This is a genomic window from Streptococcus uberis (genome assembly GCF_900475595.1).
Classification (GTDB): Bacteria; Bacillota; Bacilli; order Lactobacillales; family Streptococcaceae; genus Streptococcus; species Streptococcus uberis.
In genome coordinates, this window is sequence record NZ_LS483397.1 from 547,984 (window position 1) to 564,128 (window position 16,145).

The following is a 16,145-nucleotide window of genomic DNA, read 5'->3' on the forward strand; positions in this document are numbered from 1 at the left end:
GCCTCTCCTAATAGTTGTCATTATCTATTCAAGTCGATCACTTCAATTTTATAGCCATCTGGATCTTGGATAAAGTAATAGCGTGCCGATTTGTCTGTTAAACCTTTTATATCAGTCACAGAATAGCCTGCTTGGACATGTTTGTCATAATCAGCTTGGAAATCTTCTGAACCAATCGCAATATGGCCATAGCCATTACCTAAGTCGTAGGCCTCATGACCATAGTTATAAGTAAGTTCTAATTCGTAGTCTTCACCTTCAAGAGCAAGATAGACAAGTGTAAATTTACTATCTGGGAAATCACGTCGTCGCGTTTCCTTAAAAGGAAAAGCAGTGGTGTAGAATGCTAGGGATTCTTCTAAATTTTTAACACGGATACAAGTATGTAAAGCTTTCATTTAGGACTCCTTTTATTTAACAATTGAAATAACATCTTCGCGAGCTTTGCGCGTTTGTGGATGACGAGGATCTCTGAGACGATATCCAAGTGATAACATGCTAGCAATGCCTTCTTTCTCAGGGTCAATCACACCATGTTTCGCCAGAATGTCATCAACTTTTTGATAGTCAAAGCCTTCAATAGGACAGGAATCAATGCCCATGAGAGCAGCATTGGTCATCATGCTTCCAAGTGCAATGTAAGTTTGCTTAGCTGTCCAGTCAAACAAAGCGCGTGGATTGTCTGCCATATCCATATCACGTTTTTGAAATTCCTCATAGGTTTTCAAACGGCTTTTTAACCCATCTTCATCTGTGATGCCCCTACGAATCAAACTATCCAGATGTGATTGGCCGTCATAACGAGCGTTTTTTTCTGCTAGGAGTAAAATGAAGTGACTAGCTGTTTCTAATTGATATTGAGCACCCCATGCCACTTCTTTAATTTCGGATTTAATGTCTTGATTTTCCAAAACAACAAATCGCCAGCCTTCCAAACCAACGGAAGAGGGACTACGCCATGCCCCATCCAGTAAAAGATTCAAATCGTCATCGGAAATTTTCTGATCATTATAAACACGAACAGCAGTCCGGAAATAATAAGCATCATGAATGCGTTTTCTGATATCGTCCATATGTGAATATCCTCCCTGTTTCTGATACTTTTATGATAGCACAAAGCTAAGCGGAAAACAAAAACTCTTCTTGAAAATCCTGTCATCAAATATCAGATTGCTTAAGCATTGGTGCCCTTATTCGGGGCTATAGTTGAAAAAACATGCCAGAGGAGTAAGCATTCACAAATCACAGCAAGGCTCTTAAATAGGAAAATATCAGAAAAGTATTGACAACGCTTACATATGAGGGTATAATGCTTTTACGAAAGGCAAGACATTCTTTATAAAGGAGACATATGATGTTAGAAGTCTTATTGATTGTATCAACATTTTTTCTGTTCATAATTTTTATCTCCTTATTAATTGGGATAAAAAGAAGAAGTAGCCAGATGAGTGATCACCAATACCTTGTTTATTTTGAACAGGTCAATCACACCATTGATCTAAATGATAACAGTAATCTGAAAAATAAAGTGACAATACTTTCCGAAAATCCCGAAAAAGGAATTTATACCATAAGAACACACTTGACTGATATTAAGGTTAAAGAATTATTGATGAGGGAATACCGATTGACCTTAAGCCAAGTGTTTGTCATTACAGAACAGATTGAACACCAATTAGAATTAGTCTAAAAGCAATTACCAAAGGGGGTAATTGCTTTTTTAATAGGGAAAAATTTTTTGTCAACTTTCCAATTTCCGCATCATTACGGAAATAGTGTGTGTTGAAATTGAAAGCGTATACACATATAATTAAAATGTAAACAAAATAAATAAACATTAGGAGGCAGTCATAATGACTAAAGCGTTAATCATCTGTGCCGGAGGCATGTCATCATCACTCATTGCTAAAAAAACTCAAACTTTGCTTGCGGAACAAGGTGTTGAAGTTGAAATGAATGCCGTAGGTGTTCCAGAAGGAGCAAAACGCATCGCATCTTCTGAATATGATTTATATTTAGTAAGTCCTCAAACAAAAATGCACTTCAAACAATTTGCAGATGCAGGTGAAAAAGTTGGCAAACCAGTTGTTCAAATCCCACCTCAAGCTTATATTCCAATCCCAATGGGAATTGAAAAAATGGCTACACTTGTTAAAGAAAACATCTAATTTAATTTTTTGAAAATTTAGTATAATGGAGATAGGACTTTTTCAAAAAGGAGACAACAGATGTTGGGACAAAAAGAAAAACTTATCTTACAATACCTGTACTTAAATAGAGGAAATTTTGTCACGAGTAAGGAGTTGGCAGAACATCTATCTTGTTCGGATAGGACTGTTAGAACTTACATTAAAACCTTGATTTCATTTATTGAAAAGAAGGAAGGGCTAGAAATCATCTCAAAGCAGGGATATGGGTATCAGTTGGACTTAGCCAATGAATCTGTCTATCTTAATTTGATTTCGGATAATAACATTCGTTTAGGTACTGAAAATATTGACATTAACGATCGTCATAATTTCATCATTAACCAGCTTATCTTTGAACAGAAAGAGATTTTCTTTGATGATTTAATGGATCAATTATATGTCAGTAGATCAACATTATCCTCAGATTTTAAAAAAATTCGACATGAATTGGCTCGCTATGATTTAAAGATTGAAAGCAGAGCAAATAAGGGTGTCTATGTGAGTGGCGCTGAACATAATAAGCGCCACTTCATTATGGATTACTTCTTTAGTGGCAATTTCTTAAAAAATATTCATCAGTATGTTGGGGATGATTTCTTCAAGTTACCCATTAGTTTTGAAGAATTAACCATTATTGTTTTAGATGAATGCCGTAGTCAGTCTTTGAAACTATCTGACTTTGTTATTCAAAATTTAATTGTCCATATTGCTTTAGCTATTTCTCGAGTTAATGACGGATTTAAAATTTCTCAATTAAGCATTGATGAAAAAAAATTCAAAACAGAAATTTTAGTAGCCACTAATATACTTAGACGTGTGGAATATGTGACTGGAACAGATTTTCCAACGGAAGAAATTAACTACATTGCTTTACATTTGATTTCGGAGAGCATTCATACTGATAATTCAGAGTCCCTCGAACGGATTAGTTTAAGACAAGATTTGTCAGAAGCGGCAGCCGAGATTGATTTGCATTATGGTTACCAATTTGCACAAGATTTCACTTTTATTGAAGGGTTACTTAAACACCTAGAAGTGCTCCTGGAACGTGTTAAAAATAATGTCCGTTTGGATAATCCACTTTTAGATGACATTCAGTCGCAATATAAGGAAGCTTTTGTGATTTCCAGAAGTTTAATGAGTCATCTTAATTACTTTAAAGATTTTCACTTATCAGATGATGAAATTGCCTATGTGACCTTACACCTTTTAGCAGGCATTGAGCGTTTTTATCAAAACAATAAGATGAATGCTTTGGTTATTTGTGCGACGGGTTATGGTAGTGCACAAATGTTACGTATGCGTTTGGAAAATGAGTTGGGAAGACAGTTAAATATCGTCAATTTGGTCGGCTATTATGATATTACCGATGCCAGACTGGAAGGTATTGATTTGATTATCTCGACGATTGATTTATCGAATTTGGTCTTTTCAGTCCCTGTCTTTACAGTTAGTGTTTTTCTAAAGGATGAAGAAGTTCAAATGATTAAAGACGGCTTACTTCATTTAGAGTCAAAACACCATAGAAGTCAAAAGGAATCAGGTTCCTTATCAGACCAATCTAGCTTCAGTCGTTATTTCTCAAAAGATCGCTTTATCATTTTAGAAAAAAGCGATAAAAAAACAGTTCTTTCCAAACTAGTCGCTTTATTAGATGATGGTGATTGTGAGGAATACCAAGTTTCCATGCTTGACTTAATTGCTAATAGGGAATCCATGAGTACGGTTATTTTTGATCAAGAAATCGCTGTGCCTCATCCACTAAAAGCCATTGATAAGGAAGGGAAAATTGGGGTAGCTATCGTTCCTGATGGTGTCGATTGGGAAGAAGGATTTAACGCCATTAAGATTATCTTTCTTGTTTCCCCATCCATTTACAAGAATGACGGTCTAGCAAGTATGACCAAATTAATGGTAGATTTAACAGAAAACCCACAAGCAAAAGAAGCTATTATCAAATCTCAAACTTTTGATGAATTTAAAAACATAATATTAGACATGAAATAGGAGAATAGAATGACAACAGATGAATTACAAATGGCTGCTTTTGAAATTATTTTAAACAGTGGCAATTCTAGAACAACAGTTCATGAAGCATTTGCAGCAATGCGCGAAGGCAACTATGACAAAGCAGCGGAATTACTAGAGTCTGCTAACGAAGAATTACTTTTAGCGCATAAAGCACAAACACATCTCTTGCAAGAATACGCAGGTGGAACTGAAATCAAAATTGAAATTATTATGGTACATGCGCAAGATCACTTGATGACAACCATGACACTTAGAGAAGTAGCCTTAGAAATGTTGGAACTGTATAAAAAAGTACAATAAGGATTTAAGCAAAAGGAGTTTTTAGATGAACAGAGCAGAAAAAGAAAGAGTGGAAACACTACGTAAAACAAATGCGATTAAGACAATGTACTATACACGTTATTTTATGGTTCGATATGTCGTCACATTTTTCTTCTTTGTCAATCTTTATTGGGCAATTATGCTTTATTTATCAAAAGCTTCAGCAGTTGCTTTTCTTCCAATTTTATTAGGAGCTTTTGCAGGATTTGCCATGTGGGAACAGTTTAGAATGTTTACAACAGAGCAAAAAGAAGCAAAAGTTAGCAAATTATTTTTCAAAACAACGATTGCGGTAAACAGTTGTTTAATGATTTTGGCATTGACAGGTCAATCTCACTTTTTATATCCATTTTTCAATGAGAGTCAAGCTAGTCTGATTGTTATCATAACGTTATTAACTATTGGAATGCTCTTATCATTATGGATGTTAGTTAAAATATACCGCATTGATGCAAATAAAGACCGTCAATACGTTCGTATTAACCGTTATTTAGCATCACTCAAACTTGGCAAACATTATTAATGTAAATAAATTAGGAGGTAAGATTAATGTTTGAATTATTAGAGAAGTACCTCATGGGACCAATGGGTAAAGTTTCTACCTGGCGTCCTGTGCGTGCGATTGTGGCTGCTGGGATGGCAAGTATCCCATTAACAATCGTCGGTTCCGCTTTCTTGGTTTTAGGAGTTCTTCCTCAAGCCTTTCCATTCTTAGCTGGTATCTGGGCAGGTTCATTTGACAAATTTGCTGCACTCACTTTACTTGCTTATAAATGTTCAATGGGTATTTTAACCCTTTACTTCGCATTGGTTATTGGTTACGAATACACAAAAATCTATGCAGAAGAAGATGGTATCAATCTTGACCCATTAAATGGTGGTATTCTTTCAGTATTTGCTTTCTTCATGACCATTCCTGAATTAACATTTACTAAAGGAAGCATGGCTTTAGTAGCTTCTGAAACAACTATTAATGGTTGGACAGTTGGTGGCGATAGCTTAGCTCGTCTTTCAACATCAGGACTTTTCACAGGTATCTTAATGGCTATTCTTGCTGTTCAATTATACCGTCTCTGTGTTGTTAGAAACTGGGTTGTTAAAATGCCAGACGCTGTTCCTGAAGGGGTATCTCGTTCATTTACAGCATTGATTCCAGCATTTATCGTTGCTATCACAGTTATCCTTATCAATGGTGCCTTCATCATGATGGGAACTGATATCTACAAAGTTATCGCTATCCCATTTGGTTTCGTTAAAAACATTACCAACTCTATTGGTGGTATCATCGTTATTTACTTCCTAGTTCATGCTTTATGGTTAGTTGGTATCCACGGTGCAAACATCGTTATGGGTCTTGTTAACCCTATCCTACTTGCAAACATGGCTGAAAACGTTAATGGTGCACACTTTGCCTTCGCAGGTGAGTTCACTAACGCTTATGTAACAGTTGGTGGTTCAGGTGCAACTCTTGGTGTATGTCTCTTCATGGCATTCTTGGCTAAATCAGAACAATTGAAAATGTTGGGTCGTGCCGCTATTGGTTCATCAATTTTCAACATCAATGAGCCATTAATCTTCGGTTTACCAATCGTTTATAACCCAATCCTTGCTATTCCATTTATCACTGCTCCAGTTGTTTCAGCAGTATTAGCATACGTTGTAGTTAACTTAAACATTGTAAAAGAAGCTATCGTACAAACCCCATGGCCAACTCCTGGCGGATTTGGTGCCTTCATCGGATCTGGTGGGGATATCAAAGCAGCAATTCTTGCAATTGTATGTATTACTGTAGCATTCTTGATTTGGTTACCATTTATTAAATATTATGACAATAAATTATTAGCTGAAGAAAGAGAAGTTGCAGCAACTGTAGCATAATGCATTAAAAATACCTTGACTCACTTTGTGGATTAAGGTATTTTTTTACTAAAGGAGGAATTCTTATGGGAAAATTAGGTATATCCATTTATCCGTCTAAGTCCAGCATGTCTGAAATGAAAGCCTATATTGATTTAGCAGCCAAATATGGTTATCAACGCCTTTTTACGTCTATGTTAGAAGTCGCTGATAATGCTCAGGAAACAGTCGCTACCTTTACTGAAATCATTCAGTATGGAAGAGAAAAAGGCCTTAAAACCTCTTTGGATGTCAATCCCAATCTCTTCAAAGCCTTAAACATTTCCTATAATCAATTGGAAGTATTTGCAGAGATGGGCATCGATGCTCTTCGCTTAGACGAAGGATTCACAGGCTACGAAGAAGCTATGCTAACTCATAATAATTTTGGCATCACAATTGAATTAAATATCTCACGTGGCCAACACTACATCGATATGGTTAACGACTTTGGTCCAAACCAAACACAATTAATAGGATCACATAATTTTTATCCACAAGCCTATACTGGACTGTCCTTTGACTATTTCCTAAAAACGGCCAAACAGTATAAAAAATATAACCTAGAGACAGCAGCCTTTATTGATAGTCCTGACGGGAAAATAGGCCCTTGGCCACTCTCAGATCGGATGGTATCAGCTGAGTTGCAGCGGGATATGTCTTTAACTGCCCAAGTTTCCCTCTTGAAAATGACAGGTCTTATCGACGATATCTTGCTCTCATCAAGTCTTTTATCGGAGAAAGATTTGAAAGAAGTGGCTGACGCCTTCAAACAATCCTTACCTGTATTTCCAGTTAAGGTTCAGCAAGAATTATCGGCTGTAGAAAAAGAAATCCTTCTAGATAATCAACACCTTTATCGAGGAGACAAGTCGGATTACATGATTCGCTCAAGTCAACCTCGCGTGCTCTATAAAGACCATTCCATTGAACCATTCAATACAATTCCAATTAAAAGAGGAATGGTAACCATTGGTAATAATAATGCGGGTCAATATAAAGGTGAATTGCAAATCGCACTAAAAGATCGACCAAATGATGGCCGTCAAAATGTGGTCGCTCAGATTTCCCCTGAAAATGATATCTTGATTGATCTCTTAAGATTATGGCAAAGCTTTTTATTTATTGAAGAATAAAAAATGCGAAGACGCTTACGTCTTCGCATTTTTGGTGTTCCAGTCTTAAGAAGTGTCAAATTAGCCTTCAAAGTAGAGCAATTCTTTAGAAGTTTTGGTAAATGGTTGGAAACCGTCTTTAGTCACATGACCACAGTCTTCAATACGGACCCCAACTTTTCCTGGAATGTAAATACCAGGTTCAATAGAAAAGCACATGCCTTCTTCAATAATCATATCGTTACCGGCCATAATGGAAGGAAACTCGTGGACATCCATACCTAAGCCATGACCGAGACGGTGGTTAAAGTATTCACCATAACCAGCTTTTTCAATAACAGAACGAGCTGCGGCATCAACTTCTGCAGCCGTAACACCAGGTTTAACAAATTCTTGGGCTTTTAATTGGGCTTCGAGGCAAAGCTCGTAAATATCCAATTTGAACTGGTCAGGTTTGCCAACCGCCACTGTTCTGGTCATGTCACTGGTATAACCCAAGGTTTCCACTCCTAAGTCAAAGAGAAGTAGGGCATTGTTTTCAATTTTATTAGTACCAGGAATACCATGAGGGTCTGCAGCGTTATCTCCGGTTAAGACCATGGTGTCAAAACTCATTTTACTGATACCTTGTTTTTTCATTTCAAACTCAATCTGAGCAATAATATCAGTCTCAGTAGCTTCTAATGAAATATTGTCAAAACCAACCTTTACGGCTTTGTCAGCAAAATCTCCGGCAATCATCATTTTTTCAATTTCATCAGCCGATTTAATTAAACGCATGCCTTGAATAAATGGTGTTAGGTTTTCAAAACGACCTGAAAATACAGTTTGCAATCCTTGAAACTTGGTTACATTGAGATGATCAAATTCAGCATAAATGGTTTTAGCATCTGTGTTGGGTAATACCTTGCGGATTTTTTCCCAAGGGTTTTCAGAGTCCATGTAGCCAAAAACTGGGAAGTTGACGATTTTGCTGGCTCTCGCGACCTCCAATGCAGGAACAAACAATACGGGTACCAGTTGTTCATAAATAAAAAGGAACATCTGGCGTTCATGAGGGTCACAGGCAAAACCAGTCAAATAGTTAACAGTGACTGGATCTGAGAAAATGGCAAGTTCAGCCTTTTCTTCTGTTAAAAAATGTCTAATATGATCAATTTTAGTCATGAAAATACCTTCTTTCTACCCCTATTTTTTCAAAAAAATGGAGAAAATGCAAGCTTTCTCTCAAGTCTTGAAAACTTTTCAAAAATTAGCCTTTTATACTTGAAAGTGGTTTCAATTCATGCTAAAATAACGTTGAAAGCGTCATTTTCATAGAGAAAGGAAGATAAAAAAATGAACACAGATGATACCATTACGATTTATGATGTTGCTCGTGAAGCTGGTGTTTCAATGGCAACTGTCAGCCGTGTTGTAAATGGAAATAAAAACGTTAAGGAAAATACACGCAAAAAAGTTTTAGAAGTTATCGATCGTTTAGATTATCGTCCTAACGCCGTCGCTCGTGGACTTGCAAGTAAGAAAACAACAACTGTTGGTGTTGTTATTCCAAATATTGCCAATGCCTATTTTTCAATTTTAGCCAAAGGTATTGATGATATCGCAGCCATGTACAAATATAACATTGTCTTGGCATCTAGTGACGAGGACGATGATAAAGAAGTCAATGTTGTCAATACCCTCTTTGCCAAACAAGTTGATGGGATTATTTTCATGGGTCACCATTTAACAGAAAAAATTCGTGCAGAATTTTCACGTTCTAGAACCCCTATCGTTTTAGCAGGTACCGTTGACCTTGAACACCAACTTCCAAGCGTTAATATTGACTATCAAGCAGCAGTCGCTGAGGTTATTGATATTTTAGCAGAGAACCATAAGAAAATCGCATTTGTATCAGGTCCACTTATTGATGATATCAATGGTAAAGTACGTCTTTCTGGTTATAAAGAAGGCCTTAAAAAGAATAAATTAGATTATAAAGAAGGCTTAGTCTTTGAAGCCAATTATTCTTACAAAGAAGGCTATGAATTGGCACAGCGTGTGATTAATTCTGGAGCAACTGCAGCTTATGTCGGTGAAGATGAATTAGCAGCTGGTTTATTAAATGGTCTCTTTGCGGCAGGAAAAAGTGTACCTGAAGATTTTGAAATCATTACAAGTAATGATTCACCTGTTGTTGAATACACTCGTCCTAACTTGAGTTCAATTAGTCAACCAGTTTATGATTTAGGTGCCGTAAGTATGCGTATGTTAACAAAAATCATGAACAAAGAAGAATTAGAAGAAAAAGAGATTCTATTAAACCATGGCATCAAACGTCGTGGAACAACAAAATAAATCTGCCTTTTTAGGCGGATTTTTTTCTTAGGAGTAAGGCATGACAAATGAATTAATGTTTCAAGCTTTTGAATGGTATTTACCAGATGATCACAATCATTGGAAGAGGTTAAGAGAAGCTATCCCAGACTTTCAAAAAATGGGAATCAGTAAAATCTGGTTACCTCCTGCATTCAAAGGAACAGGCTCTAACGATGTGGGGTATGGTATTTATGACTTATTTGATTTGGGAGAGTTTGATCAAAACGGTACAGTTCCAACGAAATATGGCAGTAAGGAGGACTATTTAGCTTTAACAGCTGCCTTAAATGAAGCAGGCATTATGCCAATTGCAGATATTGTCCTCAATCATAAAGCTAATGCTGATCAAAAAGAAACCTTTCATGTTCTTAAAATGAATCCTGATAACAGACAAGAGCCTATTTCTGAACCCTATGAAATTGAAGGGTGGACGGGCTTTACCTTTCCAGGTCGTCAAGGCAAATATAATGATTTTACGTGGCACTGGTATCATTTTACAGGATTGGATTACGATGCTCGACACAATGAAACTGGTATTTTTTTAATCACAGGAGATAATAAAGGTTGGGCTAATCAAGAAAGTGTTGATAATGAAAAGGGCAATTTTGATTACTTGATGTTTAATGATATTGATTTTAAACATCCAGAAGTTCAAGAACATCTTAAGGTCTGGGCCAAATGGTTTTTAGATACCACAGCTGTCAAAGGATTTCGTTTGGATGCTATCAAACATATTGATGCCAACTTTATGAATAACTTTATTCGCTACGTTCGTGATCATTTTGCTGAGGATCTCTTTGTTTTTGGTGAGTATTGGAAAGACGATAGCGATGCTACTCACCATTATTTGGATGAAGTTGACATGCAATTTAATCTTGTTGACGTTGCACTCCACATGAACTTTTATGAAGCCAGTCATTCAGGTAATGCTTTTGATATGACAAAAATCTTTGAATCTAGCTTAATGCAAAGCCATCCAGATTTTGCCATAACCTTTGTTGACAATCATGATACTCAAAGTGGACAAGCCTTACAAACCCGTGTAGAAGATTGGTTTAAACCTTTAGCTTACGGACTCATACTTTTAAGACAAGAAGGAATGCCATGTCTATTTTATGGTGACTACTATGGAATAGAAGGTGACTTTGGTCAAATGTCTTTTAAAGATATTTTAGAGAAACTCACTTATCTTCGTCAAAAAACAGTTTATGGAAAACAAGTAGATTACTTTGATCATGCTAATTGTATTGGTTGGACTCAGTTGGGGAACGATGACAGTGATACCTGTTTAGCGGTTGTCATGACAAATGGTGACAGAGGTTGGAAACACATGGAAGTAGGGCAACTTTATGTCGGTCAAACTTTTGTGGATTATCTTGGACATTGCCCAGATGAAATAATGATTAATGAGGATGGTTGGGCAGATTTCAAAGTTGAACCGGGTTCCATATCAGCTTGGGTTCCAAAATCCTTTTTAGCTTTAGCATAAACAGAATCAGCCTAAGGGCTGATTTTTTTGCCTATTAGTGAAAATTCCTTGGAAATAAGCTATAATAGATTCTATGAAAGTCTTACTATACTTAGAAGCTGAAAATTTCTTACGAAAATCTGGGATAGGTCGTGCCATTAAACATCAAGTAAAAGCCTTGAGGTCTGTTGGACAAGCCTTTACGACAAATCCTAAAGATGACTATGACCTTGTTCATGTTAACACTTATGGCATTGCTAGCTGGTTGTTAATGACAAAAGCTAAAAAAGCTGGCAAAAAAGTGATCATGCATGGTCATTCTACAGAAGAGGATTTTAGAAATTCCTTTATTTTTTCTAATCAATTATCCCCTATGTTTAAAAAATACCTTTGTCTTTTTTATAAGAAAGCAGATGCCATCATCACGCCAACTCTCTATTCAAAATCTCTGATTGAAAACTATGGGATAAACAAGCCAGTTTTTGCCATTTCAAATGGGATTGATCTGAAACAATATGGTCCAAATCCTCAAAAAGAGGAAGCTTTCCGACGTTATTTTAATGTAAAAGATGGCGAAAAAGTTGTCATGGGTGCAGGGCTTTTCTTCAAACGAAAAGGCATTGATGATTTTGTAAAAGTTGCTGAAAAAATGCCAGATGTCACATTTATTTGGTTTGGAGAAATGAATAAATGGATGATTCCAGCTGAAATAAGAAAGATTGTTAATGGCAATCATCCTGAAAATGTTATTTTTCCAGGATACATTAAAGGTGACGTTTATGAAGGCGCAATGACAGGGGCTGATGCTTTCTTTTTCCCAAGTCGTGAAGAAACAGAAGGCATTGTAGTACTGGAAGCCTTAGCAAGTAAACAGCATGTCCTTGTCAGAGATATCCCTGTTTATTCTGGTTGGGTAAATCAAGATAGCGCGGAGATGGCTTCAGATGTAGATGGATTTGTTAAGGCATTACGGAAAATCTTAAATGGTCAAAGTCAGAAAACCATGGCAGGTTATCAGGTTGCAGAAAGCAGAAGTATTGAAAAAATAGCTTTGGAGTTAGTAGACACTTATCAAAAAGTAATGGAGTTATAAGATGCGAGTTGGTCTATTTACAGACACTTACTTTCCACAAGTTTCAGGTGTCGCAACCAGTATTCGAACCTTGAAAGAAGAGCTAGAAAAAGAAGGACATGAAGTCTATATCTTTACCACGACGGATAAAAACGTCAAACGCTTTGAAGATCCAACAGTGATTAGACTTCCAAGCGTCCCATTTGTGTCCTTTACGGATCGTCGAGTGGTTTATCGTGGACTTATTTCATCTTATAAAATAGCTAAGCAGTATCATCTAGATATCATACACACACAAACAGAGTTCAGCTTAGGGTTGCTTGGTAAAATGGTAGGCAAAGCCTTAAGAATCCCAGTTGTTCATACCTATCATACCCAGTATGAGGATTATGTGACCTACATCGCAAACGGTAAACTGATTCGACCAAGTATGGTAAAACCAATCTTAAAAAGCTATTTAAAAGATTTAGATGGAGTTGTCTGCCCAAGCCCTATCGTCTTGAATCTTCTAGAAGATTATCAAGTTAAATTACCAAAGCGGGTTATCCCAACAGGAATCGATTTGACACAATATATCCGAGACGATATTTCTAAGCAAGATATCGCTAGTCTTAAAGAGGAATTGCAAATCGCCGATGATGATACCTTTTTACTCAGTTTGTCGCGTGTTTCCTATGAAAAAAACATTCAGGCTATTATTCGACAACTGCCGGAAGTCTTGAAAGCTAATCCCAAAGTCAAATTAGTCATTGTAGGTGATGGTCCTTACCTGCCTGATTTGAAGGCTTTAGCGGATCAACTGACAATCAGCGAGAACGTTATTTTTACTGGCATGGTTCCACATGACAAAGTGGCTTATTATTATAAAGCTTGTGATTTTTTTGTTAGTGCTTCGACCAGTGAAACACAAGGATTGACTTACATTGAAAGCCTTGCAAGTGGAAAACCGATTATTGCTCATGGCAATCCTTATTTAGACGATCTTGTTTCTGATAAAATGTTTGGTACGCTTTTTTATCATGAGGATGAATTAGCAGATGCTATTATTGATGCTATCATTGAAACACCTGAAATGAATCCTGAAATGCTTAAGCAAAAACGTTTTGACATCTCAGCTGAGCATTTTGGACATTCGATGTATACCTTTTATCTGGATACCATCATCAATAAAAATAAGCCTCAACCTCAGCGACTTTCCTTACGTGTTACTGGTACAGGCAAACGAGAGCCAATCAAACTGGTTCAAACAGCGCGTCGTATTCCAAAACGAGCTTTTAAAGCAACAGCTGTCACCTCTGTAAAAGTTGTGAAGGCACCGCTTAAAATGGTTAATGCCATACGTGACTTTTTAGATTAAAAGGGTAAGTAGTAGTTGCCTAATAGAGGGGAAAATCATAAGACCTATCAAATTCATCTTAGTGACCCTTGCTATTTTTTGAAATCTTGATATAATAACAAAGAAGACATGTTAGTTTAGAAACATCTATTGGAGCGAGTGCTGGTTGGTGGAAAGAGCACAAGATGACTATGCTAATACTCCTTCCCATGATTTTATGCAAACATAAAAGGGTGGTTCCCTTATCGCCAATCAGAGGTCCTTGGCTTTTTTAGCATGGACAAATGAAGGTGGAACCACGTTGCGACGTCCTTTTGAGGATGTCGCTTTTTGTTTTCCATAAACTGTAAACAACTATATAAGGAGAGAAAAAGATGATTAACATTACATTTCCTGATGGTGCCGTAAGAGAGTTTGAATCTGGCATCACAACTTTTGACATTGCACAATCTATTAGTAATTCCCTTGCTAAAAAAGCTTTAGCTGGAAAATTCAATGGTCAATTAATTGATACTAATCGTCCTATTGACACAGATGGTAGTATTGAAATTGTGACTCCTGACCATGAAGATGCTTTTGGCGTTTTACGTCATTCTGCAGCACACTTATTTGCTCAGGCAGCAAAACGCTTGTTCCCAGACATTCATTTAGGTGTTGGCCCTGCCATTGCTGAAGGATTTTACTATGACACTGATAATAGTTCAGGCCAAATTTCTAATGAAGACCTTCCTCGAATTGAAGCAGAGATGCAAAAAATTGTTAAAGAAAATTATCCATGTATTCGTGAAGAAGTCACCAAAGAAGAAGCTTTAGAGATTTTTAAAGACGATCCCTACAAAATTGAATTAATCAATGAACACTCAGATGATGCTGCTGGATTAACCATCTATCGTCAAGGTGAGTTTGTGGACTTGTGCCGAGGCCCTCATGTGCCATCAACAGGACGGATTCAAGTCTTCCACCTTTTAAATGTAGCAGGTGCCTATTGGCGTGGTAATAGTGATAATGCTATGATGCAACGTGTTTATGGTACGGCTTGGTTTGATAAGAAAGACCTTAAAGCTTACTTGACCCGTCTTGAAGAAGCTAAAGAACGTGACCATAGAAAACTTGGTAAAGAACTTGACCTGTTTATGATTAGTCAGGAAGTAGGGCAAGGGTTACCATTCTGGCTACCAGATGGCGCAACCATTCGACGTACTCTAGAGCGTTATATCACAGATAAAGAGTTAGCATCGGGTTATCAACATGTTTACACCCCACCTTTAGCTTCTGTTGAACTCTACAAAACCTCTGGTCACTGGGAGCATTACCAAGAAGACATGTTCCCAACCATGGATATGGGAGATGGAGAAGAATTTGTTCTTCGACCAATGAACTGTCCTCACCATATTCAAGTCTATAAAAACCACGTGCATTCTTACCGTGAGTTGCCTATTCGAATCGCAGAGCTTGGTATGATGCACCGCTATGAAAAATCAGGGGCTTTATCTGGACTTCAACGTGTTCGTGAGATGACTCTGAATGACGGGCACCTTTTCGTCACACCAGAACAAATCCAGGAAGAATTCCAACGTGCTCTTCAATTAATCATTGATGTTTATGAAGACTTTAACCTAACAGATTATCGTTTCCGTCTATCATACCGTGATCCAAAAGATACTGAAAAATACTATGATAACGACGAGATGTGGGAAAATGCGCAAAGCATGTTAAAAGCAGCCCTTGATGAAATGGGTGTGGAATACTTTGAGGCAGAAGGGGAAGCAGCTTTCTATGGTCCTAAGTTAGACATTCAAGTGAAAACAGCTCTTGGTAACGAAGAAACCCTTTCAACCATCCAATTGGACTTCCTCCTTCCAGAACGCTTCGATTTGAAATACATTGGAGCTGACGGCGAAGAACACCGTCCAGTTATGATTCACCGTGGTGTTATTTCAACCATGGAACGCTTCACTGCTATCCTTATTGAAACCTATAAAGGAGCCTTTCCAACTTGGTTGGCACCTCATCAAGTGACGGTTATCCCAATTTCAAATGAGGCTCATATTGATTATGCTTGGGAAGTTGCTAAAGCCTTACGTGATCGTGGCATCAGAGCAGATGTTGATGACCGAAATGAGAAAATGCAATATAAAATCCGTGCTTCTCAAACCAGCAAAATTCCTTACCAATTAATTGTTGGTGATAAAGAAATGGAAGACAAATCAGTCAATGTCCGTCGTTACGGTAGCAAAGCAACGCATACAGAAAGCCTATCAGAATTTATGGATACCATTTTGGCAGATATTGCTCGCAAATCAAGACCAGTTGAAGACTAAAAAAAGTTCGCTTATGGCGAACTTTTTTTAGCATT

General features: G+C 37.2%; 15 protein-coding genes. 12 read left to right on the forward strand and 3 right to left on the reverse strand.

Going from position 1 to position 16,145, the window contains the following annotated elements; translation table 11 throughout:
- Window positions 1–20 precede the first annotated feature (20 nt).
- Both gloA and DQM95_RS03160 read right to left on the reverse strand, forming a co-directional pair.
- Entirely contained in the window at window positions 21–398 is a 378-nt protein-coding gene (gene gloA / locus DQM95_RS03155) for a lactoylglutathione lyase (protein WP_037592370.1), read from the reverse strand.
- Window positions 399–410: 12 nt separating this feature from the next.
- A complete protein-coding gene (locus tag DQM95_RS03160) occupies window positions 411–1,073 on the reverse strand; it encodes an NAD(P)H-dependent oxidoreductase (protein WP_037592369.1) in 663 nt (220 codons plus the stop codon).
- Window positions 1,074–1,354: 281 nt separating this feature from the next.
- On the opposite strand from DQM95_RS03160, the gene DQM95_RS03165 reads away from it, so the two are divergent.
- The 7 genes from DQM95_RS03165 (at window position 1,355) to DQM95_RS03195 (ending at window position 7,573) form a co-directional block, all read left to right on the forward strand.
- Window positions 1,355–1,690 (forward strand): hypothetical protein, encoded by a 336-nt coding sequence (locus DQM95_RS03165; protein WP_037592368.1) that lies wholly within the window; start codon window positions 1,355–1,357, stop codon window positions 1,688–1,690.
- 160 nt (window positions 1,691–1,850) lie between these two features.
- Window positions 1,851–2,168 carry a PTS cellobiose transporter subunit IIB gene (locus DQM95_RS03170; protein WP_172455904.1) on the forward strand — a complete coding sequence of 106 codons (318 nt, stop codon included), beginning with the start codon at window positions 1,851–1,853 and terminating at the stop codon, window positions 2,166–2,168.
- A 60-nt stretch (window positions 2,169–2,228) separates the two neighbouring features.
- Window positions 2,229–4,196, forward strand: coding sequence for a BglG family transcription antiterminator (locus DQM95_RS03175; RefSeq protein WP_037592367.1), 1,968 nt, complete (start codon window positions 2,229–2,231; stop codon window positions 4,194–4,196).
- 9 nt (window positions 4,197–4,205) lie between these two features.
- On the forward strand, window positions 4,206–4,520 hold the full coding sequence (locus tag DQM95_RS03180; protein WP_012658057.1) for a PTS cellobiose transporter subunit IIA: 315 nt from the start codon (window positions 4,206–4,208) through the stop codon (window positions 4,518–4,520).
- Window positions 4,521–4,545: 25 nt separating this feature from the next.
- Window positions 4,546–5,064 carry a hypothetical protein gene (locus DQM95_RS03185; RefSeq protein WP_012658058.1) on the forward strand — a complete coding sequence of 173 codons (519 nt, stop codon included), beginning with the start codon at window positions 4,546–4,548 and terminating at the stop codon, window positions 5,062–5,064.
- A 26-nt stretch (window positions 5,065–5,090) separates the two neighbouring features.
- Window positions 5,091–6,419 carry a PTS cellobiose transporter subunit IIC gene (celB, locus tag DQM95_RS03190; protein ID WP_037592366.1) on the forward strand — a complete coding sequence of 443 codons (1,329 nt, stop codon included), beginning with the start codon at window positions 5,091–5,093 and terminating at the stop codon, window positions 6,417–6,419.
- Window positions 6,420–6,484: 65 nt separating this feature from the next.
- A complete protein-coding gene (locus DQM95_RS03195; protein WP_037592365.1) occupies window positions 6,485–7,573 on the forward strand; it encodes a DUF871 domain-containing protein in 1,089 nt (362 codons plus the stop codon).
- A gap of 60 nt (window positions 7,574–7,633) precedes the next feature.
- Here the strand turns inward: DQM95_RS03195 and DQM95_RS03200 are convergent, their stop codons facing one another.
- The gene (locus DQM95_RS03200; RefSeq protein WP_037592364.1) at window positions 7,634–8,719 is read right to left on the reverse strand and encodes an aminopeptidase P family protein; all 1,086 of its coding nucleotides are present in this window, start codon (window positions 8,717–8,719) and stop codon (window positions 7,634–7,636) included.
- A gap of 171 nt (window positions 8,720–8,890) precedes the next feature.
- Between DQM95_RS03200 and ccpA the strand changes: the two genes are divergently transcribed.
- The 5 genes from ccpA to thrS all read left to right on the forward strand — a co-directional run bounded on the left by ccpA (window position 8,891) and on the right by thrS (window position 16,110).
- Window positions 8,891–9,892 carry a catabolite control protein A gene (gene ccpA, locus DQM95_RS03205; RefSeq protein WP_012658062.1) on the forward strand — a complete coding sequence of 334 codons (1,002 nt, stop codon included), beginning with the start codon at window positions 8,891–8,893 and terminating at the stop codon, window positions 9,890–9,892.
- Window positions 9,893–9,932: 40 nt separating this feature from the next.
- Window positions 9,933–11,402, forward strand: coding sequence for an alpha-amylase (locus DQM95_RS03210; RefSeq protein ID WP_037592363.1), 1,470 nt, complete (start codon window positions 9,933–9,935; stop codon window positions 11,400–11,402).
- A 73-nt stretch (window positions 11,403–11,475) separates the two neighbouring features.
- Window positions 11,476–12,474 (forward strand): glycosyltransferase family 4 protein, encoded by a 999-nt coding sequence (locus DQM95_RS03215; protein ID WP_037592362.1) that lies wholly within the window; start codon window positions 11,476–11,478, stop codon window positions 12,472–12,474.
- A 1-nt stretch (window position 12,475) separates the two neighbouring features.
- Window positions 12,476–13,810 (forward strand): glycosyltransferase family 4 protein, encoded by a 1,335-nt coding sequence (locus tag DQM95_RS03220; RefSeq protein ID WP_012658065.1) that lies wholly within the window; start codon window positions 12,476–12,478, stop codon window positions 13,808–13,810.
- A gap of 353 nt (window positions 13,811–14,163) precedes the next feature.
- Entirely contained in the window at window positions 14,164–16,110 is a 1,947-nt protein-coding gene (gene thrS / locus DQM95_RS03225; protein WP_012658066.1) for a threonine--tRNA ligase, read from the forward strand.
- The last annotated feature ends 35 nt before the right edge of the window (window positions 16,111–16,145 follow it).